Below are 24,531 nucleotides of genomic sequence, written 5' to 3' on the forward strand. Positions count from 1 at the left end.
GATGACCACGCCCACCACCGGCGGTACCGCCCGTACCAGCCCCGACGCCGAGGGCTTCCGCACCCTGGCCAAAGACCGCCGCGTCATTCCCGTCACCCGCCGCCTGCTCGCCGACGGTGACACCCCCATCGCGCTCTACCGCAAGCTGGCCGGTGAGCGCCCCGGCACGTTCCTGCTGGAGTCCGCCGAGAACGGCCGCACCTGGTCGCGCTACTCCTTCATCGGCGTGCGCAGCGCCGCCACCCTCACCGTGCGGGACGGCCAGGCGCACTGGATCGGCGCTCCGCCCGTCGGCGTGCCCACCGGCGGCGACCCGCTGGCCGTCCTGCGCGCCACCGTCGAGGCGCTGCACACCCCGCGCGACCCACAGCTGCCGCCCTTCACCGGCGGCATGGTCGGCTACCTCGGCTACGACGTCGTCCGCCGCCTGGAGCGCGTCGGCGACAGCGCGCGTGACGACCTGGGGCTGCCCGAGCTGACGATGCTGCTCGCCTCCGACCTCGCGGTGCTCGACCACCGCGACGGCACCGTGCTGCTCATCGCCAACGCCATCAACCACAACGACCTGGACACCGGCGTGGACGAGGCGTACGCCGACGCCGTCGCCCGGCTCGACGCCATGACCGCCGACCTCGACCGCCCGGTGTCGGCGGGCGCCGCGCCGCTGCCCGAGCCGCAGGTGCCGCAGTACGCCGAACGGTGGGGCGGCGAGCACTACCAGGCGGCCGTGGCGGACATCAAAGAACGCATCCGGGCCGGTGAAGCCTTCCAGGTCGTGCCCTCCCAGCGGTTCCAGACGCCGTGCGCCGCCAGTGCGCTGGATGTCTACCGGGTGCTGCGCACCACCAACCCCAGCCCGTACATGTACCTGTTCCGCTTCGCCGGGCCGGATGGCGACGGGCCCGGGTTCGACGTCGTCGGCTCCAGCCCGGAGGCGCTGGTCAAGGTCGAGGACGGGCGGGCCATGCTGCACCCCATCGCCGGGACCCGGCCGCGCGGCCAGACCCCGCAGCAGGACCACGACCTCGCCGGGGAACTGCTCGCCGACGCCAAGGAGCGCGCCGAGCACCTGATGCTCGTCGATCTCGGGCGCAACGACCTGGGCCGGGTGTGTGAGCCGGGCAGCGTGGAGGTCGTGGACTTCATGACCATCGAGCGCTACAGCCACGTCATGCACATCGTCTCCACGGTGACCGGGCGGCTGGGCGGCGGCCGCACCGCGTTCGACGCCCTGCTGGCCTGCTTCCCCGCCGGGACCCTCTCCGGCGCGCCCAAGCCCCGGGCGCTGCAGATCATCGAGGAGCTGGAGCCGGTACGCCGTGGCCTGTACGGCGGCTGCGTCGGCTACCTCGACTTCGCCGGGGACCTGGACACCGCCATCGCCATCCGTACCGCGCTGCTGCGCGACGGCACCGCCTACGTCCAGGCGGGCGCGGGCGTCGTGGCGGACTCCGACCCGGCGGCCGAGGACACCGAGTGCCGCAACAAGGCGGCCGCCGTGCTCAGGGCGGTGCACGCGGCGGGACGGCTCGGCGGTAGCGTGACAACGTGACGCCTTCGCCCTCTTCCGAGCCCTCCGGCCCCCCGGGCCGCGCCGGTTCCGCCGGGCCGGGACCGGCGGCCCGTGACGCCGCGCCGTCCGCCCGGGAGGGCGCGGCCCGCCGCGCGCTGGGCGTGGTGCTGTTCGCCGGGGCGCTGGGCGCGGCAGCGGTGCTCGTCGCCGCCGGGCAGACGTGGGCCGAGGCCACGGCCGTCGGCGGCGGTGCCCGCTTCCCGGTGACCGTCACCGGCGGCACCGTCACCGCCCTGCCCAGCGCGCTGGCCCTGGTCGGACTGGCCGCCCTCGTCGCCGTCTTCGCCGTGCGCGGCCGGACCCGGCTGCTGGTGGCCGCGCTGCTGGCCGCCTGCGGCGCGGGCACGCTGGCCGCCGCGCTGGCCGGGGCCGCCGACACCGGCGCGCTCAGCACCGCCGGTACCGAGGCCACCGGTCTGACCCGCAGCACGCTGGAGGGTGTCAGCCACAGCGCCTGGCCCTACGTGGCCGCGGCTGGTGGTCTGCTCCTGCTGCTCGCCGGGCTGCTGGCCCTGCGGTACGCCCGGTACTGGCCCGCCATGGGCAGCCGCTACGAGCGCACCGGCCCCCGTCCCGCCGCCCCCCGGGCCGCCCGCGTCGCGCCGGAGCGGCCCGAGGACGTGTGGAAGGCCCTGGACCGGGGCGAGGACCCGACCACTCCGGACCGGGTGGACGCGGAGCGTGCGGACGCGGCACGGCCGGACCCGGCACGGCCGGACCCGGACCGGGTGGGTGACGGCCCGGCCACCGACGGCCCGGCCACCGACGGCCCGGCCACCGGCGGTTCGGCGTCCGGAGGCCGGGGGAGGGCCGGGGAGCCGCCGGGCGGGCGTCCGCCCGGCGGGGAGGCGGCCGGGGACGAGCCGCCGGAACGGTCCTGACACAATGACCCGGGGTGCGGCCACCGGCCCCCTCCACCCGCTTTCGATCCACCGAGCACGACCGACCGAGGAGCATTCATGGCGGACAGCAGCCACGGACACACCCCCGCCGCCTGGACCGGCGTCACCATCGCGTTCATCGGCTTCTGTGTCAGCAGCGTGTTCCTGGTGCTGGCCCAGCCGCTCCTGGTCATCGCCGGGCTGGTCATCGCCGCGCTCGGCGGCGTCGTCGGTCTGATCATGCGCTCCATGGGCCTCGGGATGCCGGAGGAGCCCGCTGAGCTGGCCGCCCGCCGTCAGGAAGCGGGCGTGGCCCAGCACTGATCCGGCCGCTCCGGTCCGGCCCCGCGCACCCTGCTCCCTCACTCGTCCGGGTGAGCGAGCAGGGTGTTCGCTTACCGGCGCGACGGCGGGCCGGTCCGTCCGGTATGTGAGACTCGGGTCAAGTCGATGCGGGGCCTGACCCGATGGCCGGATACCATCGCAGGGATTGACCGCGACGTTCCGTAACTCAGCAGAAAGGGGCCGCTCGCGTGAGTGTGCTCGCCGAGATCATCGACGGAGTCCGCGCCGACCTCGCCGAGCGTCAGCAGCGCGTCAGCCTCGATGAGCTCAAGGAGCGCGTCGCCAAGGCCGCGCCGGCCAAGGATGGGGCGGCTGCGCTGAAGGGCGCGGACGTCAAGGTCATCTGTGAGGTCAAGCGCTCCAGCCCCTCCAAGGGCGCGCTGGCCGCCATCGCCGATCCGGCCGGGCTCGCCACGGACTACGAGGCGGGCGGCGCCGCGGTCATCTCCGTGCTCACCGAACAGCGCCGCTTCGGCGGCTCGCTGGCCGACCTGGAAGCCGTGCGCGGCCGGGTGGACATCCCGGTACTGCGCAAGGACTTCATCGTCACCGCCTACCAGCTGTGGGAGGCCCGCGCACACGGCGCCGACCTCGCGCTGCTCATCGTCGCGGCCCTGGAACAGGACGCGCTCGTGTCGCTGATCGAGCGCGCCGAGTCCCTGGGGCTCACCCCCCTGGTCGAGGTGCACGACGAGGAGGAGGCCGAGCGCGCGGTGGACGCGGGTGCCCGCGTCATCGGCGTCAACGCGCGCAACCTCAAGACGCTGGAGGTGGACCGGGGTAATTTCGCCCGCATCGCCCCGGAGATCCCCGACCACGTCGTCAAGATCGCCGAGTCCGGCGTGCGCGGCCCGCACGATCTCATCGCCTACGCCAACGACGGCGCGGACGCCGTTCTGGTCGGCGAGTCGCTGGTCACCGGCAAGGACCCGAGATCGGCGGTGGCCGACCTCGTGGCCGCCGGCGCCCACCCGGCCCTGCGGCACGGACGCTGACGCCATGACCCGCGCCCACGCCCGACTCGCCCGTGGCTGCCGGCCGCGGGGCTGCCGCGCGCCCGCGCGGCGCGTCCACGGGCGGCGGGTGCGGTACCACATCGGAGCCGAGCCAGGGCAGGTCAACGGGCGGCGATGGCGTCCCCGCAGGCGCGTCTCCGGCCGTACGTAGGGTCTCGCTCTCCGCGTACGGTACGGGCGTCTGTGCTGCCAGCCGCTGGGCGGGATGACCCCGCCCCTCACCCGTGACAGGTGCCGTACACGCGGGTACGCCTGTTTCCTGCTCCTGGAGATCGTTCCTGATGTCCGTTGACTTCTTCCTCCCCGACCCCGAAGGCCGGGTGCCCAGCGCCGAGGGCTACTTCGGCGCGTTCGGCGGCAAGTTCATCCCGGAGGCGCTCGTCGCCGCCGTGGACGAGGTGGCCGTCGAGTACGCCAAGGCCAAGGCCGACCCCGCCTTCACCGCCGAACTGAACGACCTGCTCGTCAACTACACCGGCCGCCCCAGCGCGCTGACCGAGGTGCCGCGGTTCGCCGAACACGCCGGCGGCGCCCGGATCTTCCTCAAGCGCGAGGACCTGAACCACACCGGCTCCCACAAGATCAACAACGTGCTGGGCCAGGCCCTGCTGACCCGGCGCATGGGCAAGACCCGTGTCATCGCCGAGACCGGCGCGGGCCAGCACGGCGTCGCCACCGCCACCGCCTGCGCCCTGTTCGGCCTGGAGTGCACCATCTACATGGGCGAGGTGGACACCCGGCGCCAGGCACTCAACGTCGCCCGCATGCGCATGCTGGGCGCCGAGGTGATCCCGGTGACCTCCGGCAGCCGCACGCTGAAGGACGCCATCAACGAGGCGTTCCGCGACTGGGTCGCCAACGTGGACCGCACCCACTACCTCTTCGGCACCGTCGCCGGACCGCACCCGTTCCCGCAGCTCGTGCGCGACTTCCACCGCGTCATCGGCGTCGAGGCGCGGCGCCAGCTGCTGGAGCGCACCGGCCGCCTGCCGGACGCCGTCGCCGCCTGCGTGGGCGGCGGCTCCAACGCGATCGGCCTGTTCCACGTCTTTCTGGGCGACGAGACGGTGCGCCTGGTCGGGATGGAAGCGGCCGGACACGGGGTGGACTCCGGCGAGCACGCCGCCACCCTCACCGCCGGCGATCCCGGCATCCTGCACGGCTCCCGCTCCTACGTGCTCCAGGACGACGAGGGCCAGATCACCGAGCCGTACTCCATCTCCGCGGGCCTGGACTACCCGGGCATCGGCCCCGAGCACTCCTACCTCAAGGACACCGGGCGCGCCGAGTACCGCCCGGTCACCGACGACCAGGCCATGCGGGCGCTGCGCCTGCTCTCCCAGACCGAGGGCATCATCCCGGCCATCGAGTCCGCGCACGCGCTGGCCGGTGCGCTGGACCTGGGCCGCGAGCTGGGCCCGGACGGCCTCGTCCTGGTCAACCTCTCCGGGCGCGGTGACAAGGACATGGACACCGCCGCCCGCTACTTCGGGTACTACGATTCCGACGCCATGGATGCCATGGAAGCCATGGACGATACGGACGCCGCAGACGGCTCCGGGACCGAGGAGGCCAAGTGATGGCAGGCACGGCACACCTCCACGGTTCCCAGGCCCCGGCTCACCACGACGTGCCCGCGAACCCGGCCGTCCCGGCCGACGCCACCGGACGCGCCCACCTGCTGACGTCGGTGCTGGCACAGGCCAGGTCCGAGGGCCGCGCCGCGCTCGTCGGCTACCTGCCCGCGGGCTTCCCGACCGTCGAGGGCGGCATCGCCGCCTGCACGGCGCTGCTGGAGAGCGGCTGCGACGTCGTCGAGGTCGGGCTGCCGCACAGTGACCCGGTGCTGGACGGCCCGGTCATCCAGACCGCAGACGACATCGCGCTGCGCGGGGGCGTCCGCATCGCCGACGTCCTGCGCACCGTGCGCGAGGCGCACGCGGCCACGGGCGCGCCGGTCCTCGTCATGACCTACTGGAACCCGGTGGACCGCTACGGCCCGGAGCGGTTCGCCGCCGAACTGGCGGCGGCGGGCGGCGCGGGCTGCATCCTGCCGGACCTGCCGGTGGAGGAGTCCGACGCCTGGCGCAAGTCCGCCGAGCACCACGGGCTGGCCACGGTGTTCGTCGTCGCACCCAGCAGCCGCGACGCGCGGCTCGCGAAGATCACGGCGGCGGGTTCCGGGTTCGTGTACGCGGCGTCGCTGATGGGCGTCACGGGCACGCGCGAGTCCGTGGGCCGCGAGGCCGCCGACCTCGTCGCACGGACGCGCGCGGTCACCGACCTGCCGGTGTGCGTGGGGCTCGGCGTCTCCACCCGGGCGCAGGCCGCGCAGGTCGCGGACTTCGCCGACGGCGTCATCGTCGGCTCCGCGTTCGTGAAGGCGCTGCTGGCCCATCCGGACGACGCGGACGCGGGCCTCGCCGCCGTGCGCGCGCTGGCCACCGACCTGGCCGAGGGCGTCCGGGGGAGCTAGACCCAGCCCTCCCCTTCCCGAAACAAGCCAGCCTGCCTCGGGAAGGGGAGGGGAGGGCCAGGGGCGCCCTCACGGTGCGTGCAGGCGCAGAACCGCCAGGTCAGCGCCCTGCGGGGGCGAGCCGTAGCGCCGGGAGACGCCCACCATCGTGGCGAACGCGAGCGGCACCGTCCAGGACGCGGGCTGCGCCAGCAGCACCGTCAGCAGGCCGGGGGACAGCTCGCTGAGCGCGGACGCCAGCGCGGCCCCCGTCGCGCAGACGGCGCCCACCACCAGCCCCGCGACGGCGCCTGGCCGGGTCAGCCGGGGCCACCAGATGCCCAGCACCAGCAGTGGGCAGAACGTGGAGGCGGCGACCGCGAACGCCCAGCCCACCATGACGTTGATGTCCACGTGCGCGGCGGGCAGCGCCAGCAGCACGGCGACGCCCGCGCCCGCTGCGACCGCGAGGCGCAGCCGGGACAGCCCGCTGCCGAACAGGTCGTGCGACAGCCCGCCCGCCAGCGCGAGCAGCAGCCCGGAGGACGTGGACAGGAACGCCGCGAACGCCCCGGCCGCCACCAGCGCCGTCAGCACGGTGCCCAGCGTGCCCGGCGCCACCTCGCCCGGCAGCACCACGGCCACGGTGTCGGTAGCGCCCGAGTGCACCAGGTGCGGCGTCACTACCCGGCCCAGCAGCCCGTAGACCACCGGAAAGAGGTAGAACACGCCGAGCAGCGCGATCACCAGCACCGCGACCCGCCGGGCCGAGCGCGCACTGGAACTGGTGTGGAACCGCATGATGACGTGCGGCAGCCCCACCGCGCCGAGCGTCGTCGCCAGCAGCACCGACCAGGTGGACAGCAGCGGATAGCCGGAGCCGCCGACATCCAGCAGCGGACGGCTCCACCCCTGGGGCACGGTGACCGGCGTCAGCGCCGCCGTCCGCACCTCCGGACCCACCCGCATGCTGAGGAACACGGCGGGAACCGCGATGAACAGCAGCTTCACCAGATAGTGGAACGCCTGCACATACGTCGCCGACCGCATGCCGCCGACCGCGATCGAACCGCTGACGACGAGCCCGGCCAGCACCACCCCCACCCAGTACGGCGTGCCGCTCACCAGGTGCAGCACCACGCCCGCGCCCTTGAACTGCGGCACCAGGTACAGCCACATGATCACCAGGACGATCAGACCGCACAGCCGCCGCACCCGCCGTGAGCCGAGCCGGCACTCGGCGAAGTCGGGCACGGTGTAGGCGCCCGAGCGCCGCATCGGCCCGGCCACCAGCGCCACCACGGCCACGTACCCGGCGGTGAACCCGACGGCGTACCACAGGGAGCCGATGCCGTCCTTGAGCAGCAGCCCGGCGAGCCCCAGGACGGAGGCGGCCGAGACGTACTCGCCCGCGATGGCCATGGCGTTCCAGCCGCTGCCCACCCGGCGCGAGGCCACCAGGAAGTCGGGCGTGGTCCGCGCCGCCCGCACCCCGTACACCCCGATCGCCAGGCTCGCCGCGATCAGGCAGCCGATCGCCAGCAGACCCGTCACCCCGGTCCGTCCGGGCAGCTGTCGGGAGGCTCGGCACCGACGGCCTCGACGCGTTCGGCCGCCCGCACGTGCGCGACGGCGATCAGCAGCAGCAGCGGATAGGTGGCGGCGGCCAGCACCAGCCACGACACCGGTACCCCGGCCAGGGCCAGCCGGTCCAGGGCGGGCAGGACCGCGATGACGCCGCTGGTACCGAACAGCACCAGTGCCAGCAGGACCAGTGTGCGCGCGGCGGTGCGGCGCTGGGCGGCGAACACCGCGCGGGCGGCCTGAGGATCGTCCGGGCCGGGCAACGGCAGCGGACGCCGGTCGCCGCGCAGCCCGCGGGCCAGGGCGATCCGGGTCTGCGGGCTGGTGACCTTCACCCGCCCCCGGGCGCCGCTCACCGCGCCGCCCGCCCCAGCTGGCCGTTGCGCGCGGCGTCCATCAGCTGGTCCTTCAGCCCGCGCGCGTGCCTCCGGCTGACCGGCACGTCCCCGGCCGGGGTGCACGCGACCAGCCCCGCGGAGCTGGTGACGCGCAGATCGTGCACCCAGCCGACGGCCACCAGGTAGCCGCGGTGCACCCGCACGAACCCGGCGGGGGACCACACATCCTCCAGGTATGACAGCGACAGCCGGATCAGGTGCGTGCCCTCGGCGGTGTGCAGCCGGACGTAGTCGCCGTGCGCCTCGGCGAACTGGATGTCGTCGCGCCGCACGAACACCGTGCGGCGGCTGTGCTCGATCTGCACCACGGCCAGCTCGTCGGCTGGCCCGGACTCTGGCGGGGCGTGCCGCAGCCGGGCGATGCGGGCGACCGAGTCGGTCAGCCGCTCCGGGCGCACCGGCTTGAGCAGGTAGTCCACCGCGCCGATCCCGAACGCCTCGATCGCGTGCGACTCCGACGCCGTCACGAACACGATCGCCGGTGGCGCCGAGAGCATGCTGATGACGCGGGCGACCTCCATACCGTCCAGGCCGGGCATCGAGATGTCCAGGAACACCGCGTCCAGCGGGACGCTGCCCAGCAGCCGCACCGCCGCCTCACCGCTGTCGGCCGCCAGCACCTCGGTGATCTCCGGCATGTCGGCGAGGAAGCCGTGCAGCTCCTCCCGGGTGGACGGTTCGTCCTCGACGACCAGGACGTGCAACGTCACTGGCTCACCACTCCTCGCATGAAGCGCGGCACCCGGATGATCACCTTGGTACCGCTGTCCGGCGCGGTCTCGATCAGCAGACCGTGCTCGGGCCCGTACACCGCGCGCAGCCGCTGGTCCACGTTGGCCAGGCCGACGCCCTTCGCGGGCGGTCCGGTCCCGGCGAGGACGGCCCGGGCGAGGTCCGGCTCCATGCCGACGCCGTCATCCTCGATCTCGATGACGCACAGCGGCCCCTCACCGAAACCGGAGACGCTGATGTGGCCGCGCCCCGCCTTGCGTTCCAGACCGTGCCGCACGGCATTCTCCACGATGGGCTGCACCACCAGGAAGGGGAGGGCGACGGGCAGGATCTCCGGTGCCATCCGCACCGTGATCTCCAGCCGGTCGTCGAACCGCGCCCGCTGGAGCTCCAGATAGGTCTGCGTCGCCTGTAGTTCGGCGGCGACGGTCGCGTAGTCGCCCTTGGTGGAGAAGCTGTAGCGCAGGTAGTCCGCGAAGTCGGTGAGCAGACCCCGGGCCCGGCCCGGGTCGGTGCGGATGTGCGCGGCGATCACGGCGAGCGCGTTGTGCAGGAAGTGCGGCGAGATCTGCGCGCGGAGGGTGCGCAGGTCAGCGGCCGCGATGCGGGTGCGCGCGGTGCGCAGCTCGGCGTGGTCCAGGCGCTCGGCGACCAGCCGGGCGACCTCGCTGAGCTCCTCCTCGCCGAGGTCACCGGCGGCGACGAGGCAGCCAGCGAGGTCGTCGGCGACGATGAGCGGCGCCGCGCACAGCGGGGGACGGCGCAGGGCGGCCCCGTGCTCGAAGACCTCGGCGACCAACGCCTGAGGGTCACTGCCCGCGGGCAGCGTGCCGTGCCGTGCGACGGGGCCGTCCAAACCGGCCAGCAGTACGGCGTCCGCGCCCAGCAGCCGGCGGACGCGCCTGGCCGCGACCGGGCCCGCGCCGCGCAGGCCGTCACGCAGGTCGCCGCCGAGCAGGCGCGCCTCGCGCAGCACGGCGATGGTGCCGGGCAGCTCCGCCCCTTTCCCCAGCAGTTTCCCCGGCGACTTACCCCGCAACCGCCGCCCCCACGTCCCTTTCACCCGCCGACGTTAACCCGGTGGCCCCGCCCCAGTCCCGCCCCTTGCCGAAAGTGGACGTCGCCACCTCAGCGCGTGGCCGCGCGCTCCGCACCCGCGCCCGTCAACGCCCGCACCTGCAGCTCCGCGAAACGCCGCCCGTCGCGCTCGCCGGAGGACAGGGTGCCCACGATCGCGCACAGCAGGCCGAGCGGGATCGACACCAGGCCCGGGTTGGCCAGCGGGAACCAGGCGAAGTCGGCGCCGGGGACCAGCGCTTTCTCCGCGCCGGAGACGACCGGCGAGAACAGCACCAGCCCCACCGCGCTGACCAGGCCGCCGTAGATACCGGCCAGCGCGCCGCGCGTGTTGAACCGCTTCCAGAACAGGCTCAGCAGCAGCGTGGGCAGGTTGGCGGACGCCGCGATCGCGAACGCCAGCGCGACGAGGAACGCCACGTTCAGGCTTTGCGCGAAGATCGCCAGCACGATCGCCACCGCGCCCACCCCGAAGGCGGACAGCCGCGCGACCTTGACCTCCTCCCGCCCGCTCGCCTTCCCCTTGCGCAGCACGCTGTTGTAGAAGTCGTGGGCCAGCGACGAGGAGGAGGCGATCATCAGCCCGGCCACGGTGGACAGGATCGCCGCGAAGGCGACGGCCGCGATGATCGCGAGCATCACCGAGGCCAGGGCCGAGCCGCCGAAGTAGGCGCCCGCCGCTTCCGCGAGCTGCGGCGCCGCCGTGTTCCCGGCGCTGTCCTGGGCCGTGATGGCCTCCTTGCCGACCATCGCGGCGGCGCCGAAGCCGAGCACCAGCGTCATCAGGTAGAAGGTGCCGATGAGCCCGATGCCCCAGTTGACCGATTTCCGTGCCGTCCTGGCGTCGGGCACGGTGTAGAACCGGATGAGGATGTGCGGCAGCCCGGCGGTACCGAGCACGAGGGCCAGGCCGAGGCTGATGAGGTCCAGCTTGTTCCACAGGGTCTGCCAGGCGTCGCCGGGCACTTCGACGCCGTAGCGCAGGCCCGGTTCGAGGAAGGACTGCCCCGCGCCGCTGGCCCGCGCCGCGTCGTTCATGAGCGAGCCGAGGTTGAAGTCGTAGACGGCGAGCACCATCACGGTGAGCAGGAACGCCCCGCCCATCAGCAGCCCGGCCTTGACGATCTGCACCCACGTCGTGCCCTTCATGCCCCCGAAGGTGACGTAGACGATCATCAGGACGCCGATGACGACGATGCCCATGATCTTCGCGGTGTCCGCGTCCATGCCCAGGTAGGTCTCACCCGGCTCGATGCCCAGCAGCAGCGCGACGAGCGCACCGGCGCCCACCATCTGCGCCAGCAGGTAGAAGATGGAGACGGTCAGGGTCGAGACGGCGGCGGCCGTGCGCACGGGGCGCTGCCGCATGCGGTACGAGAGCACGTCGGCCATGGTGAAGCGGCCCGAGTTGCGCAGCAGTTCGGCCACCAGCAGCAGCGCCACCAGCCACGCCACGAGGAAGCCGATGGAGTACAGGAACCCGTCGTAGCCGTAGAGCGCGATCAGGCCCGCGATGCCGAGGAAGGAAGCGGCGGACATGTAGTCGCTTCCGATGGCGAAGCCGTTCTGCACTCCGCTGAAACCGCGGCCGCCGGAGTGGAAGTCGGTGGCCGACCTGGTCTGCCGCCCCGCCCAGACCGTGATCACGAGGGTGACCGCGATCATGGCGAGGAACAGCAGGACGGTGAGGGTGCGGCCGCTGGATGCGGCCTCCTGCGCCAGGGTCATCGTCCGGCTCCGTTCGTCGTGTCGTCCGGGTGGTCCGGTTCGCCGCCCGCGTCGTGCGGCTCCCCGGTCAGCTCGCCGCGCAGGTCGTCGGCGAGGCGGTCCAGGCGCCGGCTGGCGTAGCGGGAGTAGAGGACGGCGATGCCGAAGGTGGTGACGAACTGCAGCAAGCCGAAGACCAGAGCGAGGTTCACGGTCCCGAACAGCACGGTGGCCATCACCTCGCGCGCGTACGCCGACATCAGCACGTACAGCAGGTACCAGACGAGGAAGGCGACGCTCATCGGGAGGACGAAGACGAGCAGCCGCCGCTTGAGTTCCAGGAAGCGCGCGTCGGTGTGCATCGCCACGGTGTGCTCCGGTGTCTCCTGCGCGGAGTGCGGCTGCGGTGGGAGCTCGGCGGACATGGGCGCCTCCTCAACACATCGGACAAGAGCAAAATAAGCAGCGTCACCCCGGCCCGGGAGCGGCGCGCTGCGGGGTGTGCGCCGAACGTGTCCGGCCCGCGACGAACGGTGCTCCGGTGGCCGTCGGCCGGTCGGAAACCGCGCCGAACGGTCGTCAACGGGCACTCCCGACGGTTCGCACCTTCAGGGGAAAGTCGGCCGACGGTGTCGGCGAACGCCCCGGCGCGTCGTTGGCCCAGGCGTGATGAGCGAGAACGGCAACGAGGGAAGGCGGCCCGCCGTCGAGCGGCTGCGTGAGCAGCGTGAGCGCGAGCAGGCGGCCGAGAAGCGCAAGCGGGGGATCAAGGTCGGGCTGGTCGCGGTCGCGGTGCTGGCCGTCGTCGGTGTCATCGGCTACGCGGCCGCCGGCGGCTCCCTGGGCGACGGGGACGGCGAGGCCGCCGCGCCCATCAGCGAGGGCAAGGGCCAGGCCCCGGTCACGCTCACCGTCTACGAGGACTTCCGCTGCCCCGGCTGCGCGAGCTTCGAGACGCGGTTCAAGGACACCCTCCACGAACTCGTCGAGGACGGGCAGCTGCGCACCGAGTACCACCTGGTGACGATCATCGACGGCAACATGGGCGGCAACGGCTCCCGGGCCGCCGCCAACGCCGCGCACTGCGCGAAGGACGCCGGGAAGTTCACTCCCTACCACGACCTGCTCTTCGCCAGCCAGCCGCCGGAGCAGGAGGACACCTTCGCCGACCAGGGCTACCTGATCGAGCTGGCGGGGCAGATCCCCGGCCTGGACAGCCCCGAGTTCCGCTCCTGCGTGCGGAACGGCACGTACGCCGAGAAGGTCAGGGCCACCAACGCGGCGTTCACCGCCTCCGAGCACAACGCGACGCCCACCGTCCTGCTCGGCGGCGAGAACGTCTACGGCGACCCGGCGGACCCGCTCACCCCGGAGAGTCTGCGCGAGAAGGTGGCCGGCTTGGCGAAGGCGGCGGACGGTGGGAAGGCGGGCGGCGACGGCACGGGCGCGGGCGGGGACGCGGCGGGCTCCTGAGCCCGTTTCCGCACCGGGGCCCGGGCACGGTAGCGTCTGAAGCGCCATGGAGACCCTTGCCTCGATCCCCAGCCCGCCGTCCGGTGAGATCCTGCTGTTCGACACTATCCCGCTGCGCGGCTACGCACTGTGCATCATCCTCGGTGTGTTCGTCGCCGTCTGGCTCGGCGGGAAACGCTGGGTGGCGCGCGGCGGCCAGCCCGGCACCGTCGCCGACGTCGCGGTGTGGGCCGTGCCGTTCGGCCTGGTCGGGGGCCGGCTCTACCACGTCGTCACCGACTACCAGCTCTACTTCGCCGACGGTGAGAACTGGGTCGACGCCTTCAAGCTCTGGGAAGGCGGCCTCGGCATCTGGGGGGCCATCGCCTTCGGCGCGCTCGGCGCCTGGATCGCCTGCCGCCGCCGGGGCATCCCCCTGCCCGCCTACGCCGACGCCGTGGCCCCCGGCATCGCCCTCGCGCAGGCCATCGGCCGCTGGGGCAACTGGTTCAACCAGGAGCTCTACGGCCGCCCGACCGACGTACCGTGGGCGCTGGAGATCGACAAGGGCGCCGTGACCGGCACCTTCCACCCCACGTTCCTGTACGAGTCGCTGTGGTGCCTGGGCGTGGCCCTGCTGGTCCTGTGGGCCGACCGCCGTTTCCAGCTCGGGCATGGGCGCGCGTTCGCGCTGTACGTCGCCGCGTACACCGCCGGGCGGTTCTGGATCGAGTACCTGCGCATCGACGAGGCGCACGAGATCCTGGGCCTGCGCCTGAACAACTGGACGTCGCTGCTCGTCTTCCTCGGCGCGGTCGCCTACCTGGTGATCTCCGCGAAGCGCCGCCCGGGCCGCGAGGTCGCGGTGGAACCGGCTCCGGCTGAGGAAGACGCGGAGGAACCGGCGGAGCCCGCCAAGAGCTAACCCCCTCGCCCAGCCCCGGAACCCGGGAGGCGCTGCCCCAGGCCCCGGGAGCGACGCACGTCGCCCCCGCGCGGCGGAGACCGAAGGGGGCTGGCCGGGGCAGCCACCGCCGGTTTTCGCAAACCCGGCGGGGAGGGGAAAACCGCAGGTAAGTACGGCCTTCCTTGCTGGCGCGGCGCCGCGCGCGCCCCTACCGTCGGGCGTATGGCTGTCACGGAAGCCGAGACGCACACCCACCGGGACGTGAACGGGGGCTGGCTGCGCCCCGCCGTGTTCGGGGCGATGGACGGGCTGGTGTCCAACCTCGCGCTCATCACCGGCGTCGCCGGCGGTGCCGCCGCCCCGCAGACGATCGTGCTCACCGGACTGGCCGGGCTGGCCGCGGGCGCGTTCTCCATGGCCGCGGGCGAGTACACCTCCGTCGCCTCGCAGCGTGAGCTGGCCCTCGCCGAGCTGGACGTGGAGCGCCGCGAGCTGCGCGACAACCCCGAGGGGGAACGCCGCGAGCTGGCCGCCCGCTTCCGTGCCCGGGGAGTAGCGCCGCCCCTGGCCGACGAGGTCGCCGCGCAGCTGTCCCGGAACCCGGATCAGGCGCTGGAGATCCACGCCAGGGACGAACTGGGTCTCGACCCCCACGTACTGCCGTCCCCCCTGGTGGCCGCGGTGTCCTCGTTCGGCTCCTTCGCGCTCGGCGCGCTGCTGCCGGTGCTGCCGTACCTGCTGGGCGCGACGGCGGTGTGGCCCGCTGTCGCCCTCGCGCTGGTGGGGCTGTTCCTGTGCGGCGCGGCCGTGTCGAAGGTCACCGCCCGCCCGTGGTGGTACAGCGGCCTGCGACAGTTCATCCTGGGCGGGGCGGCGGCCGCGCTCACCTATCTGCTGGGCTCGCTCCTGGGCGCCGCGCTCGGCTGAGACACGCCCGCCCGGTCGCGGTACGTGACCTTTGTTACTGGGCGGTTTCAGCCGTACAGACACGGGGTACAAGCCCGGAGCACCTGCGAGCAAGGACGCTCGTCTGGTCTGTCCGCGTGCCGCGACACAGCGGAGGCGACACCTTCTTACGCTTCCGGATGCCCCGTCTGGCGTCCGTATGGTGGACTCGGATATCCACTTTCCGAGAATCCGGCCATCATGTAATCTGCGTGAAATTTTGATCCGCAGAGGGCCAACGTCGTCCCTCGGCACTGGTACCTGCCACGACGACGACGGGAGAGCCGATGCGTGCAGCGTCTATGGCGGCCCACCCTGCCAAGCAGGGGTTGTATGACCCCCAGTACGAGCACGACGCCTGTGGCGTCGGCTTCGTGGCCACCCTCACCGGCGAAGCGAGCCACCAGCTCGTGGAGCAGGCGCTGACCGTTCTGCGCAACCTGGAACACCGTGGCGCCACCGGCGCCGAGGCCGACTCCGGTGACGGCGCGGGCATCCTGGTGCAGGTTCCCGATGCCTTCCTGCGCGAGCACACCGGCTTCGAGCTGCCCGAGCCCGGCGCGTACGCCGTCGGTATCGCCTTCCTCCCGGCCGACCCGGCCGAGGCCGACGCCGCCGTCGCCCGCATCGAGGCCATCGCCACCGAGGAGGGCCTGACCACGCTCGGCTGGCGCGAGGTGCCCGTCACGCCCGAGCTGCTGGGCAACGGCGCCCGGGCCACGATGCCCGCCTTCCGCCAGCTGTTCGTTGCGGACAGCGCCGAGGACAGCGCCGGCGGCGGCGCCGCGCGCACCGGTCTCGCACTGGACCGCCTGGCCTTCGTGCTGCGCAAGCGCGCCGAACGCGAAGCCGGGGTGTACTTCCCCTCGCTGTCGGCCCGCACCCTGGTCTACAAGGGCATGCTGACCACCGGGCAGCTGGAGCCGTTCTTCCCGGACCTGTCCGACGCCGGTTTCGCGTCCGCGATCGCGCTGGTGCACTCGCGGTTCTCCACGAACACCTTCCCGAGCTGGCCGCTGGCCCACCCCTACCGGTTCATCGCGCACAACGGTGAGATCAACACCGTCAAGGGCAACCGCAACTGGATGCGCGCCCGCGAGTCGCAGCTGGCCTCGGACCTGTTCGGCGCGGACAAGGACCTGGAGCGCGTCTTCCCCGTCTGCACCCCGGACGCCTCGGACTCCGCGTCCTTCGACGAGGTGCTGGAGCTGCTGCACCTGGGGGGCCGTTCGCTGCCGCACGCGGTGCTGATGATGGTCCCCGAGGCGTGGGAGAACCACGAATCGATGGACCCGGCCCAGCGCGCCTTCTACCAGTACCACTCCACGATGATGGAGCCCTGGGACGGCCCGGCCTGCGTCACCTTCACCGACGGCACCCAGGTCGGCGCCGTGCTGGACCGCAACGGGCTGCGCCCGGGCCGCTACTGGGTCACCGACGACGGCCTGGTCGTCCTCGGCTCCGAGGTCGGCGTGCTGGACATCGACCCGGACAAGGTTGTGCGCAAGGGCCGCCTCCAGCCCGGCCGCATGTTCCTGGTGGACACCGCCGAACACCGCATCATCGAGAACGACGAGATCAAGTCCCAGCTGGCCGCCGAGCACCCGTACCAGCAGTGGCTGGAGACGGGCATCACCAAGCTGGGCGACCTGCCCGAGCGCGAGCACATCGTGCACACCCACGCCTCGGTCACCCGCCGCCAGCAGACCTTCGGCTACACCGAGGAGGAGCTGCGCGTCCTGCTGGCCCCGATGGCCCGCACCGGCGCCGAGCCGATCGGCTCCATGGGCACCGACTCGCCCATCGCCGCGCTCTCCGACCGGCCGCGGCTGCTGTTCGACTACTTCACCCAGCTGTTCGCGCAGGTCACCAACCCGCCGCTGGACGCCATCCGCGAGGAACTGGTCACCTCGCTGCACTCCTCGCTCGGCCCGCAGGGCAACCTGCTGGAGCCGACGGCCGCGTCCTGCCGCAGCGTCACCCTGCCGTTCCCGGTGATCGACAACGACGAGCTGGCCAAGCTCATCCACATCAACGCCGACGGCGACCGCCCCGGCATGAAGGCCACCACGCTCTCGGGCCTGTACCGGGTCAGCGGCGGGGGCCAGGCGCTGGCCGCCCGGCTTCAGGAGATCTGCCGCGAGACGGACAACGCCATCGCGGGCGGCGCCCGGATCATCGTGCTCTCCGACCGGCACTCCGACGCCGAACACGCCCCGATCCCGTCGCTGCTGCTCACCTCGGCCGTGCACCACCACCTCATCCGCACCAAGCAGCGCACCCAGGTGGGCCTGCTGGTGGAGGCCGGTGACGTGCGCGAGGTGCACCACGTCGCGCTGCTCATCGGCTACGGCGCCGCCGCCGTCAACCCGTACCTGGCGATGGAGACGGTCGAGGACCTGGTGCGCGCGGGCACCTTCCTGGACGGCATCGAGGCCGAGGCCGCGATCCGCAACCTCATCAAGGCGCTCGGCAAGGGCGTGCTGAAGGTGATGTCCAAGATGGGCATCTCCACCGTCGCTTCCTACCGTGGTGCGCAGGTCTTCGAGGCCGTCGGCCTGAACGCGGAGTTCACCGAGCAGTTCTTCAACGGCACCCCCACCAAGATCGGCGGCGCGGGTCTGGACGTCATCGCCCAGGAGGTCGCGGCCCGGCACACCAAGGCATACCCCGTCTCCGGGACCCCCTCCGCCCACCGGGATCTGGAGATCGGCGGCGAGTACCAGTGGCGCCGCGAGGGCGAGCCGCACCTGTTCGACCCGGACACCGTCTTCCGGCTCCAGCACTCCACCCGTGAGCGCCGCTACGACATCTTCAAGCAGTACACCCAGCGCGTGGACGAGCAGTCCGAGCGGCTGATGACGCTGCGCGGCCTGTTCCAGTTCGCCTCCGGGCGCTCCCCGGTCCCCGTCGAGGAGGTCGAGCCCGTCTCCGAGATCGTCAAGCGGTTCTCCACCGGCGCCATGTCCTACGGGTCCATCTCGCAGGAGGCGCACGAGACGCTGGCGATCGCGATGAACCAGCTGGGCGGCAAGTCCAACACCGGTGAGGGGGGCGAGGACCCCGAGCGTCTATACGACCCGGCGCGCCGCTCGTCGATCAAGCAGGTCGCCTCCGGCCGCTTCGGCGTCACCAGCGAGTACCTGGTCAACTCCGACGACATCCAGATCAAGATGGCCCAGGGCGCCAAGCCCGGTGAGGGCGGCCAGCTGCCCGGCCACAAGGTCTACCCGTGGGTCGCCAAGACGCGGCACTCCACGCCCGGCGTCGGCCTGATCTCGCCGCCGCCGCACCACGACATCTACTCCATCGAGGACCTCGCCCAGCTGATCCACGACCTGAAGAACGCCAACCCGAAGGCGCGCATTCACGTCAAGCTGGTCTCCGAGGTCGGGGTGGGCACCGTCGCCGCCGGGGTGTCCAAGGCCCACGCGGACGTGGTGCTGATCTCCGGCCACGACGGCGGCACCGGCGCGTCCCCGCTGACCTCGCTCAAGCACGCCGGGGGACCCTGGGAGCTGGGCCTGGCCGAGACACAGCAGACGCTGCTGCTCAACGGCCTGCGCGACCGCATCGTCGTGCAGACCGACGGCCAGCTCAAGACCGGCCGCGATGTGGTGATCGCCGCGCTGCTCGGCGCCGAGGAGTTCGGCTTCGCCACCGCGCCGCTGGTCGTCTCCGGCTGCGTCATGATGCGCGTGTGCCACCTGGACACCTGCCCGGTCGGTATCGCCACCCAGAACCCGGTGCTGCGCTCGCGCTACAGCGGCAAGGCGGAGTTCGTCGTCAACTTCTTCGAGTTCATCGCCGAGGAGGTCCGCGAGCTGCTGGCCGAGCTGGGCTTCCGCACGCTGGACGAGGCCATCGGCCACGCCGAGCTGCTGGACACCTCCCGCGCGGTGGACCACTGGAAGGCCCGCGGGCTGGACCTGGCCCCGCTGCTGCACGTGCCCGAGCTGCCCGAGGGCGCGGTGCGCTACCAGATCGCCGAGCAGGACCACGGCCTGGCCAAGGCGCTGGACAACGAGCTGATCAAGCTCGCCGCCGACGCGCTGAACGCCGACTCCGCCGAGGCCGCACAGCCGGTGCGCGCCCAGCTGGGCATCCGCAACGTCAACCGCACGGTGGGCACCATGCTGGGCCACGAGGTGACGCGGAAGTTCGGCGGCGCGGGCCTGCCGGACGACACCATCGACATCACCTTCACCGGCTCGGCCGGGCAGTCCTTCGGCGCGTTCCTGCCGCCCGGCGTCACGCTGCGCCTGGAGGGCGACGCGAACGACTACGTCGGCAAGGGCCTGTCCGGCGGCCGCGTCGTCGTCCGCCCGGACCGGGGCGCCGACCACCTGGCCGAGTACTCCGTCATCGCGGGCAACACCCTCGCCTACGGCGCCACCGGCGGTGAGCTGTTCCTGCGGGGCAAGGTCGGCGAGCGGTTCTGCGTGCGCAACTCCGGCGCGACGGTCGTCTCCGAGGGCGTGGGCGACCACGGCTGCGAGTACATGACCGGCGGCCGGGCCGTCGTCCTGGGCGAGACCGGGCGCAACTTCGCGGCCGGTATGTCCGGCGGCGTCGCCTACGTCATCGACCTGGACACCGACAACGTCAACCGGGAGCTGGCCGCCGCGGTGGAGGACCTGGACGCCGAGGACCAGCGGTGGCTGCACGATGTCGTGCGCCGGCACCAGGAGGAGACCGGTTCCACCGTCGCCGGGAAGCTCCTCGCCAACTGGGAGACCGCGCTGCCGCGGTTCCGCAAGGTCCTCCCGTCCACGTACAAGGCCGTGCTCGCCGCCAAGGACGCCGCCGAGCGGGCCGGGCTCACCGAGTCCGAGACCCACGAGAAGATGATGGAGGCGGCGACCCATGGCTGACCCCAAGGGCTTCCTGACCACCGACCGCGAGGTCGCGCAGACCCGCCCGGTCCCCGAGCGGGTCAAGGACTGGAACGAGGTCTACGTCCCCGGCTCGCTGCTGCCGATCATCAGCAAGCAGGCTGGCCGGTGCATGGACTGCGGCATCCCGTTCTGCCACAACGGCTGCCCGCTCGGAAACCTCATCCCCGAGTGGAACGACTACGCCTACCGCGAGGACTGGGGCGCCGCCATCGAGCGGCTGCACGCCACGAACAACTTCCCGGAGTTCACCGGGCGGCTGTGCCCCGCGCCGTGCGAGTCGGCCTGCGTGCTGGGCATCAACCAGCCCGCGGTGACCATCAAGAACGTCGAGGTCACCATCATCGACAAGGCGTGGGACAACGGTGACGTGACCCCGCAGCCGCCCGAGCGGCTGTCCGGCAAGACCGTCGCCGTCATCGGCTCCGGCCCGGCGGGCCTGGCCGCTGCCCAGCAGCTGACCCGGGCCGGGCACACCGTCGCCGTCTACGAGCGCGCCGACCGCATCGGCGGGCTGCTGCGGTACGGCATTCCCGAGTTCAAGATGGAAAAGCGGCACATCAACCGGCGCATCGAGCAGATGCGCGCGGAGGGCACCAAGTTCCGCACCGGGGTGGAGATCGGCCGCGACCTGTCCGCGACCGACCTGCGCCGCCGCTACGACGCCGTCGTCATCGCCGCCGGTGCGACCACCGCGCGCGACCTGCCGGTGCCCGGCCGCGAGCTCAGCGGCATCCACCAGGCGATGGAGTACCTGCCGCTGGCCAACAAGGTGCAGGAGGGCGACTACGTCACGCCGCCCCTCACCGCCGAGGGCAAGGACGTCGTCGTCATCGGCGGCGGCGACACCGGCGCGGACTGCGTGGGCACCGCGCACCGTCAGGGCGCGGCCTCCGTCACCCAGCTGGAGATCATGCCCCGGCCGGGCGAGGACCGTCCCGCGCACCAGCCGTGGCCGACGTTCCCGATGCTCTACAAGGTGACCTCCGCGCACGAGGAGGGCGGCGAGCGGGTCTACTCGGTGTCCACCACCCACTTCGAGGGCGACGAGAGGGGCAACGTCGCGGCGCTGCACCTGGTCGAGGTGGAGTTCACCGACGGCAAGCTGACCCAGAAGCCGGGCACCGAGCGCCGCATCCCGGCGCAGCTGGTCACCCTCGCGATGGGCTTCACCGGCACCGACCAGGAGAACGGGCTGACGCGTCAGTTCGGCCTGGCGATGGACGAGCGCGGCAACATCAACCGCGACGCGGACTACGCGACGAACATCGACGGCGTCTTCGTCGCCGGTGACGCGGGGCGCGGCCAGTCGCTCATCGTGTGGGCGATCGCCGAGGGCCGCGCGGCGGCCCGGGGCGTGGACCGCTACCTGACGGGCGAGAGCGCCCTGCCCTACCCGATCCGGCCGACCGACCGCGCGCTGACGGTCTGAGCCCGGCACCCCGCCACCGGCCCGCGCCTTCGGGTGCGGGCCGGTGGCGCGCGGGTGCCAGTTTCCACCGGCCGGATACCGGGGGCGCTCGCCACCGGAACCGGAACGGGCGGCGCCGCGTCCAAGGCGTATCCCGGTGAGGAGGAACCCCACATGCGACACCCCCGACGCATCGCGGCGGCCATCGCCCTGACGGCTGCGGCAACCCTGACGGCCGCAGGCTGCGGAACCGAAGGCGGCACGGGCGGCGGCGCCGACGACGCCAGGGACGACCAGCAGAAGGTCGAGCCGAAGGACCCGCCCACGCCGCCCGCGTCACCAGCGGACACCCCCTTCGAGCAGCGCGCCGAGACCATCGAGCGGAACTGGCCAGACGTGGAGCCGGTCACCAGCCCCGACGGCGAGGAACTGCAACCCGTCCCCGGGGCTGAGAAGGCCCAGGACGGAGCCGCGCTGACCGTCACCGTGGGCCACGGCGCCTGCGACGCGGACTACGGCGTGCACGTCGCCGAGTCACCGGACCTGGTGATCCTCGGCGGCTGGATCGAGCCCGGCGACGCCGAAGCCTGCACCGAGCAGCTGGTGACCGATGAGGTCACCGTGGAGCTGGAGGACCAGCTCGGCGACCGTGCCGTGGTGGACGCCGCCACCGGCGAGAGCCTGATCAACGCCACCCTCACGCAGAAGTAGCGTCCCGGGGCGGGGGCGCACGCGACGGCGACGACGGCCGCGCACCCGGCCGCCAGACCCAGGGGCGCGGCCACCGCCACCCGCAGCAGCACGCCGCCCAGCACCGCCCCGCCGCACACGCACACCACGGCCAGCGCCCAGTACCGGCGCTGCCCGGCCGTCCCCGCTCCGCTCCCGCCCAAAGCGGGGCGCAGCAGCAGGGCCAGCGCGGTGCTGATGAGCAGCGTGGACTGGCCGGGTACCGCCGTCTTCAGCGTGGTGGCCGCCCGTCCGCCCATCGCCGCCGCCAGCAGCGCCACCACGGCCAGGTGACGTGGACTCACCTCTCCCACGTGGTCGGGCACCAGCCCCCAGGAGAGCGCGGCGCCCGCCGCCAGCAGCAGCGCCTCGGCGCCGAGGGCCACGGTGAACCAGTGCCGCCCCCGCCGCGACGCGGCGCCGATGAGGACGCTGCTCAGCCCGATGCCGACGACGAAGGCCACCAGCGCGGTCGCCACCGGCGGCAGCGCCGTGTGTTCCTGCCCGGCCAGCGCCAGGCCCAGGAACAGCACGTTCCCGGTGACCAGGGCGCAGAACACACCGCCGAGCGCGAGATAGCCCACGACATCGACCATGCCGGAGCTGACGGTGAGGACCAGGAGCCCGGTGCTCAGCCGCCGGGTCGGTGGTGCTGCCACGCCAGCCGTCCTTTCCACAACGCCCCCGGGACGTCCGCCCTCCCCCACAGACGATCACGCCCGCGCCCGTAGGCGGCCCGTCCGTGCCCGTGGGCGGGCTCCTGCGTGCCGCGCGTCGGCTCCCGCGTGCCCGCCCGTTCACCGCATCAGTAACCGCGCACGCGGCGGCCGTCGTGCGGTGTCACCGGATCAGGGCGTGTCGGTCGGGTGAATGGGGGCGCCGGTCCGTGATGTGCCGGGAGCGATGGCGCATGGTGACAGTATGACCAACGGTGCCCCTGTGCGCACCGTGCGTACCCACCCGTGGGAGGAGCCCGGACTTGAAGCAGCGCCTGCGGCCACCCGGCAGGGGCCTCGCAGCCCCCCTCACCGCCCTCGTCACCGCCCTGTCGCTGACGCTGACCGCCTGCGGCACCGGCAGCGCCTCCGGCGACGACACACTCACCGTGTGGATCATGGAAGGCACCAACCCCGACGCCGACCCGTTCTTCGACGAGGTGGCCGCCGCGTTCACCGAACGCACCGGCGCCCGGCTCGACGTCCAGTACGTGCCCTGGCCCGACGCGCACGACAAGTTCACCAAGGCCATGGCGGGCGGCACCACCCCCGACGTCGCCGAGGTCGGCACCACCTGGACCCCCGAGTTCGCCGACGCCGGAGCCCTGGCCGACCTCACCCCGTTCAGCGAAGCGGCCGGGCTCGGCGAGGACATGGTGCCCGCCCTGCGCACCGCTGGCACCTACGACGGCAAGCTCTACGGCGTCCCCTGGTACGCGGGCGTGCGCGCCCTGCTGTACCGCGCGGATGTCTTCGCCGAGCACGGGCTGAGCGCCCCGGCCAGCTGGGAGGAGCTGCGCGAGACCGCCGAGGTGCTGAAGCGGGAGGAGCCCGGCATGCTCCCCTTCCCGGTACCCGGCGACAGCGAGTACACCCTGGACGCCTTCGTCTGGGGCGCCGGCGGCGACCTGGCCACCCGGGAAGACGGCCGCTGGACGTCGGCGATCAGCCAGCCGGACGCCGTGCGCGGCGTGGAGTTCTACACCTCGCTGGCCACCGAGCACGGCACCTCGGCCAAGGCGGCCACCACCTGGGACGAGGCGGACCTCGTGGCGGCCATCGGCAGCGGCAAGGTCGCCATGGCCGTCGCCGGTTCCTGGACGCCCGCGACCCTCCTCGCCGACCACCCGGAGCTGGCGGGCAAACTCGCCGCCGCCCCCCTCCCCGGCCCCGACGGCGGGCTGAGCCCGTCCTTCCTCGGCGGCTCGCACCTGAGCGTCTTCAACACCGCCACCGACCCGGAGCTGGCCTGGGAGTTCGTCGAGCTGATGAGCTCGGAGGACTACGCCCGCAAGTGGGCCGAGCAGTCCGGCTACTTCCCCGGGCGCACCTCCCTGGTCGAGCGCGTGGCGCACCAAAAGGACCCGCTCGTTGCGCCGTTCGCCCGGCAACTGGCCGAGGCCGGGCGCACCGTCCCCGCTACCCCCGCCTACGGCGAGATCCAGGGCAAGAAGACGCTCGCCCGGATGGTGCAGGCCATCCTCAGCGGCAAGCAGAGCGTCCAGGAGGCCACCCGGCGGGCCGCCGCCGACATGGACGAGTCCTTTGGCCACTGAGACCCCGGAGGCCGCCGACGCCCCTGACACACCCGGCACACCCGGCACCCCCGGCGCGACGGCGCCGCCGCGCCCCACCAAGCCCGGGCCGGGCGGGCCGCCGGTGCCGGGCGCGGCACGGGTGCCGCCCTCCGGCCAGGGCGCCCGCGCCG

General features: G+C 72.9%; 20 protein-coding genes. 13 read left to right on the forward strand and 7 right to left on the reverse strand.

Going from position 1 to position 24,531, the window contains the following annotated elements; translation table 11 throughout:
* Nucleotide 1: 1 nt before the first annotated feature.
* The 7 genes from JJV70_RS18415 to trpA all read left to right on the forward strand — a co-directional run bounded on the left by JJV70_RS18415 (nt 2) and on the right by trpA (nt 6,291).
* Nucleotides 2–1,552 (forward strand): anthranilate synthase component I, encoded by a 1,551-nt coding sequence (locus JJV70_RS18415; RefSeq protein WP_219049112.1) that lies wholly within the window; start codon nt 2–4, stop codon nt 1,550–1,552.
* Nucleotides 1,549–2,454: a TIGR02234 family membrane protein gene (locus JJV70_RS18420; protein WP_219049113.1), complete on the forward strand. Its 906-nt coding sequence runs from the start codon at nt 1,549–1,551 to the stop codon at nt 2,452–2,454. The genes JJV70_RS18415 and JJV70_RS18420 overlap by 4 nt, the downstream gene beginning before the upstream one ends.
* Nucleotides 2,455–2,532: 78 nt before the next feature.
* On the forward strand, nt 2,533–2,778 hold the full coding sequence (locus JJV70_RS18425; protein WP_219049114.1) for an HGxxPAAW family protein: 246 nt from the start codon (nt 2,533–2,535) through the stop codon (nt 2,776–2,778).
* A gap of 209 nt (nt 2,779–2,987) precedes the next feature.
* Entirely contained in the window at nt 2,988–3,794 is an 807-nt protein-coding gene (gene trpC, locus JJV70_RS18430; protein ID WP_219049115.1) for an indole-3-glycerol phosphate synthase TrpC, read from the forward strand.
* Nucleotides 3,795–3,798: 4 nt separating this feature from the next.
* Nucleotides 3,799–3,966 carry a tryptophan biosynthesis modulator TrpM gene (trpM, locus tag JJV70_RS23570; RefSeq protein WP_374227314.1) on the forward strand — a complete coding sequence of 56 codons (168 nt, stop codon included), beginning with the start codon at nt 3,799–3,801 and terminating at the stop codon, nt 3,964–3,966.
* Nucleotides 3,967–4,096: 130 nt separating this feature from the next.
* A complete protein-coding gene (trpB, locus tag JJV70_RS18435) occupies nt 4,097–5,395 on the forward strand; it encodes a tryptophan synthase subunit beta (protein ID WP_219049116.1) in 1,299 nt (432 codons plus the stop codon).
* Nucleotides 5,395–6,291, forward strand: a complete 897-nt coding sequence (trpA, locus tag JJV70_RS18440; RefSeq protein ID WP_219049117.1) for a tryptophan synthase subunit alpha — start codon at nt 5,395–5,397, stop codon at nt 6,289–6,291. Before trpB ends, trpA begins: the two co-directional genes overlap by 1 nt.
* Before the next feature lie 69 nt (nt 6,292–6,360).
* Here trpA and JJV70_RS18445 read toward each other — a convergent pair whose 3' ends face one another.
* The 6 genes from JJV70_RS18445 to JJV70_RS18470 all read right to left on the reverse strand — a co-directional run bounded on the left by JJV70_RS18445 (nt 6,361) and on the right by JJV70_RS18470 (nt 12,193).
* Nucleotides 6,361–7,824, reverse strand: a complete 1,464-nt coding sequence (locus JJV70_RS18445) for a cation acetate symporter (protein ID WP_219049118.1) — start codon at nt 7,822–7,824, stop codon at nt 6,361–6,363.
* Complete coding sequence (locus tag JJV70_RS18450; protein WP_219049119.1) at nt 7,821–8,210, reverse strand: hypothetical protein; 390 nt, start codon at nt 8,208–8,210, stop codon at nt 7,821–7,823. Before JJV70_RS18450 ends, JJV70_RS18445 begins: the two co-directional genes overlap by 4 nt.
* The gene (locus JJV70_RS18455) at nt 8,207–8,962 is read right to left on the reverse strand and encodes a LytTR family DNA-binding domain-containing protein (RefSeq protein ID WP_308294896.1); all 756 of its coding nucleotides are present in this window, start codon (nt 8,960–8,962) and stop codon (nt 8,207–8,209) included. Before JJV70_RS18455 ends, JJV70_RS18450 begins: the two co-directional genes overlap by 4 nt.
* Nucleotides 8,959–10,047 carry a histidine kinase gene (locus JJV70_RS18460; RefSeq protein ID WP_308294897.1) on the reverse strand — a complete coding sequence of 363 codons (1,089 nt, stop codon included), beginning with the start codon at nt 10,045–10,047 and terminating at the stop codon, nt 8,959–8,961. Before JJV70_RS18460 ends, JJV70_RS18455 begins: the two co-directional genes overlap by 4 nt.
* Nucleotides 10,048–10,112: 65 nt before the next feature.
* The gene (locus JJV70_RS18465; protein WP_219049120.1) at nt 10,113–11,789 is read right to left on the reverse strand and encodes a cation acetate symporter; all 1,677 of its coding nucleotides are present in this window, start codon (nt 11,787–11,789) and stop codon (nt 10,113–10,115) included.
* Nucleotides 11,786–12,193 carry a DUF485 domain-containing protein gene (locus JJV70_RS18470; protein WP_219049121.1) on the reverse strand — a complete coding sequence of 136 codons (408 nt, stop codon included), beginning with the start codon at nt 12,191–12,193 and terminating at the stop codon, nt 11,786–11,788. Before JJV70_RS18470 ends, JJV70_RS18465 begins: the two co-directional genes overlap by 4 nt.
* Before the next feature lie 244 nt (nt 12,194–12,437).
* Here JJV70_RS18470 and JJV70_RS18475 point away from each other — a divergent pair, with 244 nt between their 5' ends.
* The 5 genes from JJV70_RS18475 to JJV70_RS18495 all read left to right on the forward strand — a co-directional run bounded on the left by JJV70_RS18475 (nt 12,438) and on the right by JJV70_RS18495 (nt 21,399).
* On the forward strand, nt 12,438–13,241 hold the full coding sequence (locus tag JJV70_RS18475) for a thioredoxin domain-containing protein (protein WP_219049122.1): 804 nt from the start codon (nt 12,438–12,440) through the stop codon (nt 13,239–13,241).
* Nucleotides 13,242–13,287: 46 nt separating this feature from the next.
* Nucleotides 13,288–14,145, forward strand: a complete 858-nt coding sequence (gene lgt, locus JJV70_RS18480; protein WP_219049123.1) for a prolipoprotein diacylglyceryl transferase — start codon at nt 13,288–13,290, stop codon at nt 14,143–14,145.
* Between the two features lie 204 nt (nt 14,146–14,349).
* Nucleotides 14,350–15,054 carry a VIT1/CCC1 transporter family protein gene (locus JJV70_RS18485; protein WP_219049124.1) on the forward strand — a complete coding sequence of 235 codons (705 nt, stop codon included), beginning with the start codon at nt 14,350–14,352 and terminating at the stop codon, nt 15,052–15,054.
* A 320-nt stretch (nt 15,055–15,374) separates the two neighbouring features.
* Complete coding sequence (gene gltB / locus JJV70_RS18490) at nt 15,375–19,946, forward strand: glutamate synthase large subunit (RefSeq protein ID WP_219049135.1); 4,572 nt, start codon at nt 15,375–15,377, stop codon at nt 19,944–19,946.
* Nucleotides 19,939–21,399 (forward strand): glutamate synthase subunit beta, encoded by a 1,461-nt coding sequence (locus JJV70_RS18495; RefSeq protein WP_219049125.1) that lies wholly within the window; start codon nt 19,939–19,941, stop codon nt 21,397–21,399. The genes gltB and JJV70_RS18495 overlap by 8 nt, the downstream gene beginning before the upstream one ends.
* A 491-nt stretch (nt 21,400–21,890) precedes the next feature.
* On the opposite strand, the gene JJV70_RS18500 is transcribed toward JJV70_RS18495, so the two are convergent.
* Complete coding sequence (locus tag JJV70_RS18500; protein WP_219049126.1) at nt 21,891–22,766, reverse strand: DUF1275 family protein; 876 nt, start codon at nt 22,764–22,766, stop codon at nt 21,891–21,893.
* Between the two features lie 320 nt (nt 22,767–23,086).
* Here JJV70_RS18500 and JJV70_RS18505 point away from each other — a divergent pair, with 320 nt between their 5' ends.
* Nucleotides 23,087–24,379, forward strand: a complete 1,293-nt coding sequence (locus JJV70_RS18505) for a sugar ABC transporter substrate-binding protein (RefSeq protein WP_257574181.1) — start codon at nt 23,087–23,089, stop codon at nt 24,377–24,379.
* Nucleotides 24,380–24,531 lie beyond the last annotated feature (152 nt).

Origin of the sequence: Streptomyces sp. JJ66, assembly GCF_019303495.1 — a bacterium.
Taxonomy (GTDB): domain Bacteria; phylum Actinomycetota; class Actinomycetes; order Streptomycetales; family Streptomycetaceae; genus Streptomyces.

Excerpts from the sequence above, each read along its gene's own strand:
- JJV70_RS18415 (WP_219049112.1), top strand. The coding sequence starts at position 2 with ATGACCACGCCCACCACCGGCGGTACCGCCCGTACCAGCCCCGACGCC.
- JJV70_RS18425 (WP_219049114.1), top strand. The coding sequence starts at position 2,533 with ATGGCGGACAGCAGCCACGGACACACCCCCGCCGCCTGGACCGGCGTC.
- trpM (WP_374227314.1), top strand. The coding sequence starts at position 3,799 with ATGACCCGCGCCCACGCCCGACTCGCCCGTGGCTGCCGGCCGCGGGGC.
- trpB (WP_219049116.1), top strand. The coding sequence starts at position 4,097 with ATGTCCGTTGACTTCTTCCTCCCCGACCCCGAAGGCCGGGTGCCCAGC.
- trpA (WP_219049117.1), top strand. The coding sequence starts at position 5,395 with ATGGCAGGCACGGCACACCTCCACGGTTCCCAGGCCCCGGCTCACCAC.
- JJV70_RS18465 (WP_219049120.1), bottom strand. The coding sequence starts at position 11,789 with ATGACCCTGGCGCAGGAGGCCGCATCCAGCGGCCGCACCCTCACCGTC.
- JJV70_RS18470 (WP_219049121.1), bottom strand. The coding sequence starts at position 12,193 with ATGTCCGCCGAGCTCCCACCGCAGCCGCACTCCGCGCAGGAGACACCG.
- JJV70_RS18475 (WP_219049122.1), top strand. The coding sequence starts at position 12,438 with ATGAGCGAGAACGGCAACGAGGGAAGGCGGCCCGCCGTCGAGCGGCTG.
- lgt (WP_219049123.1), top strand. The coding sequence starts at position 13,288 with ATGGAGACCCTTGCCTCGATCCCCAGCCCGCCGTCCGGTGAGATCCTG.
- JJV70_RS18485 (WP_219049124.1), top strand. The coding sequence starts at position 14,350 with ATGGCTGTCACGGAAGCCGAGACGCACACCCACCGGGACGTGAACGGG.
- gltB (WP_219049135.1), top strand. The coding sequence starts at position 15,375 with ATGGCGGCCCACCCTGCCAAGCAGGGGTTGTATGACCCCCAGTACGAG.
- JJV70_RS18495 (WP_219049125.1), top strand. The coding sequence starts at position 19,939 with ATGGCTGACCCCAAGGGCTTCCTGACCACCGACCGCGAGGTCGCGCAG.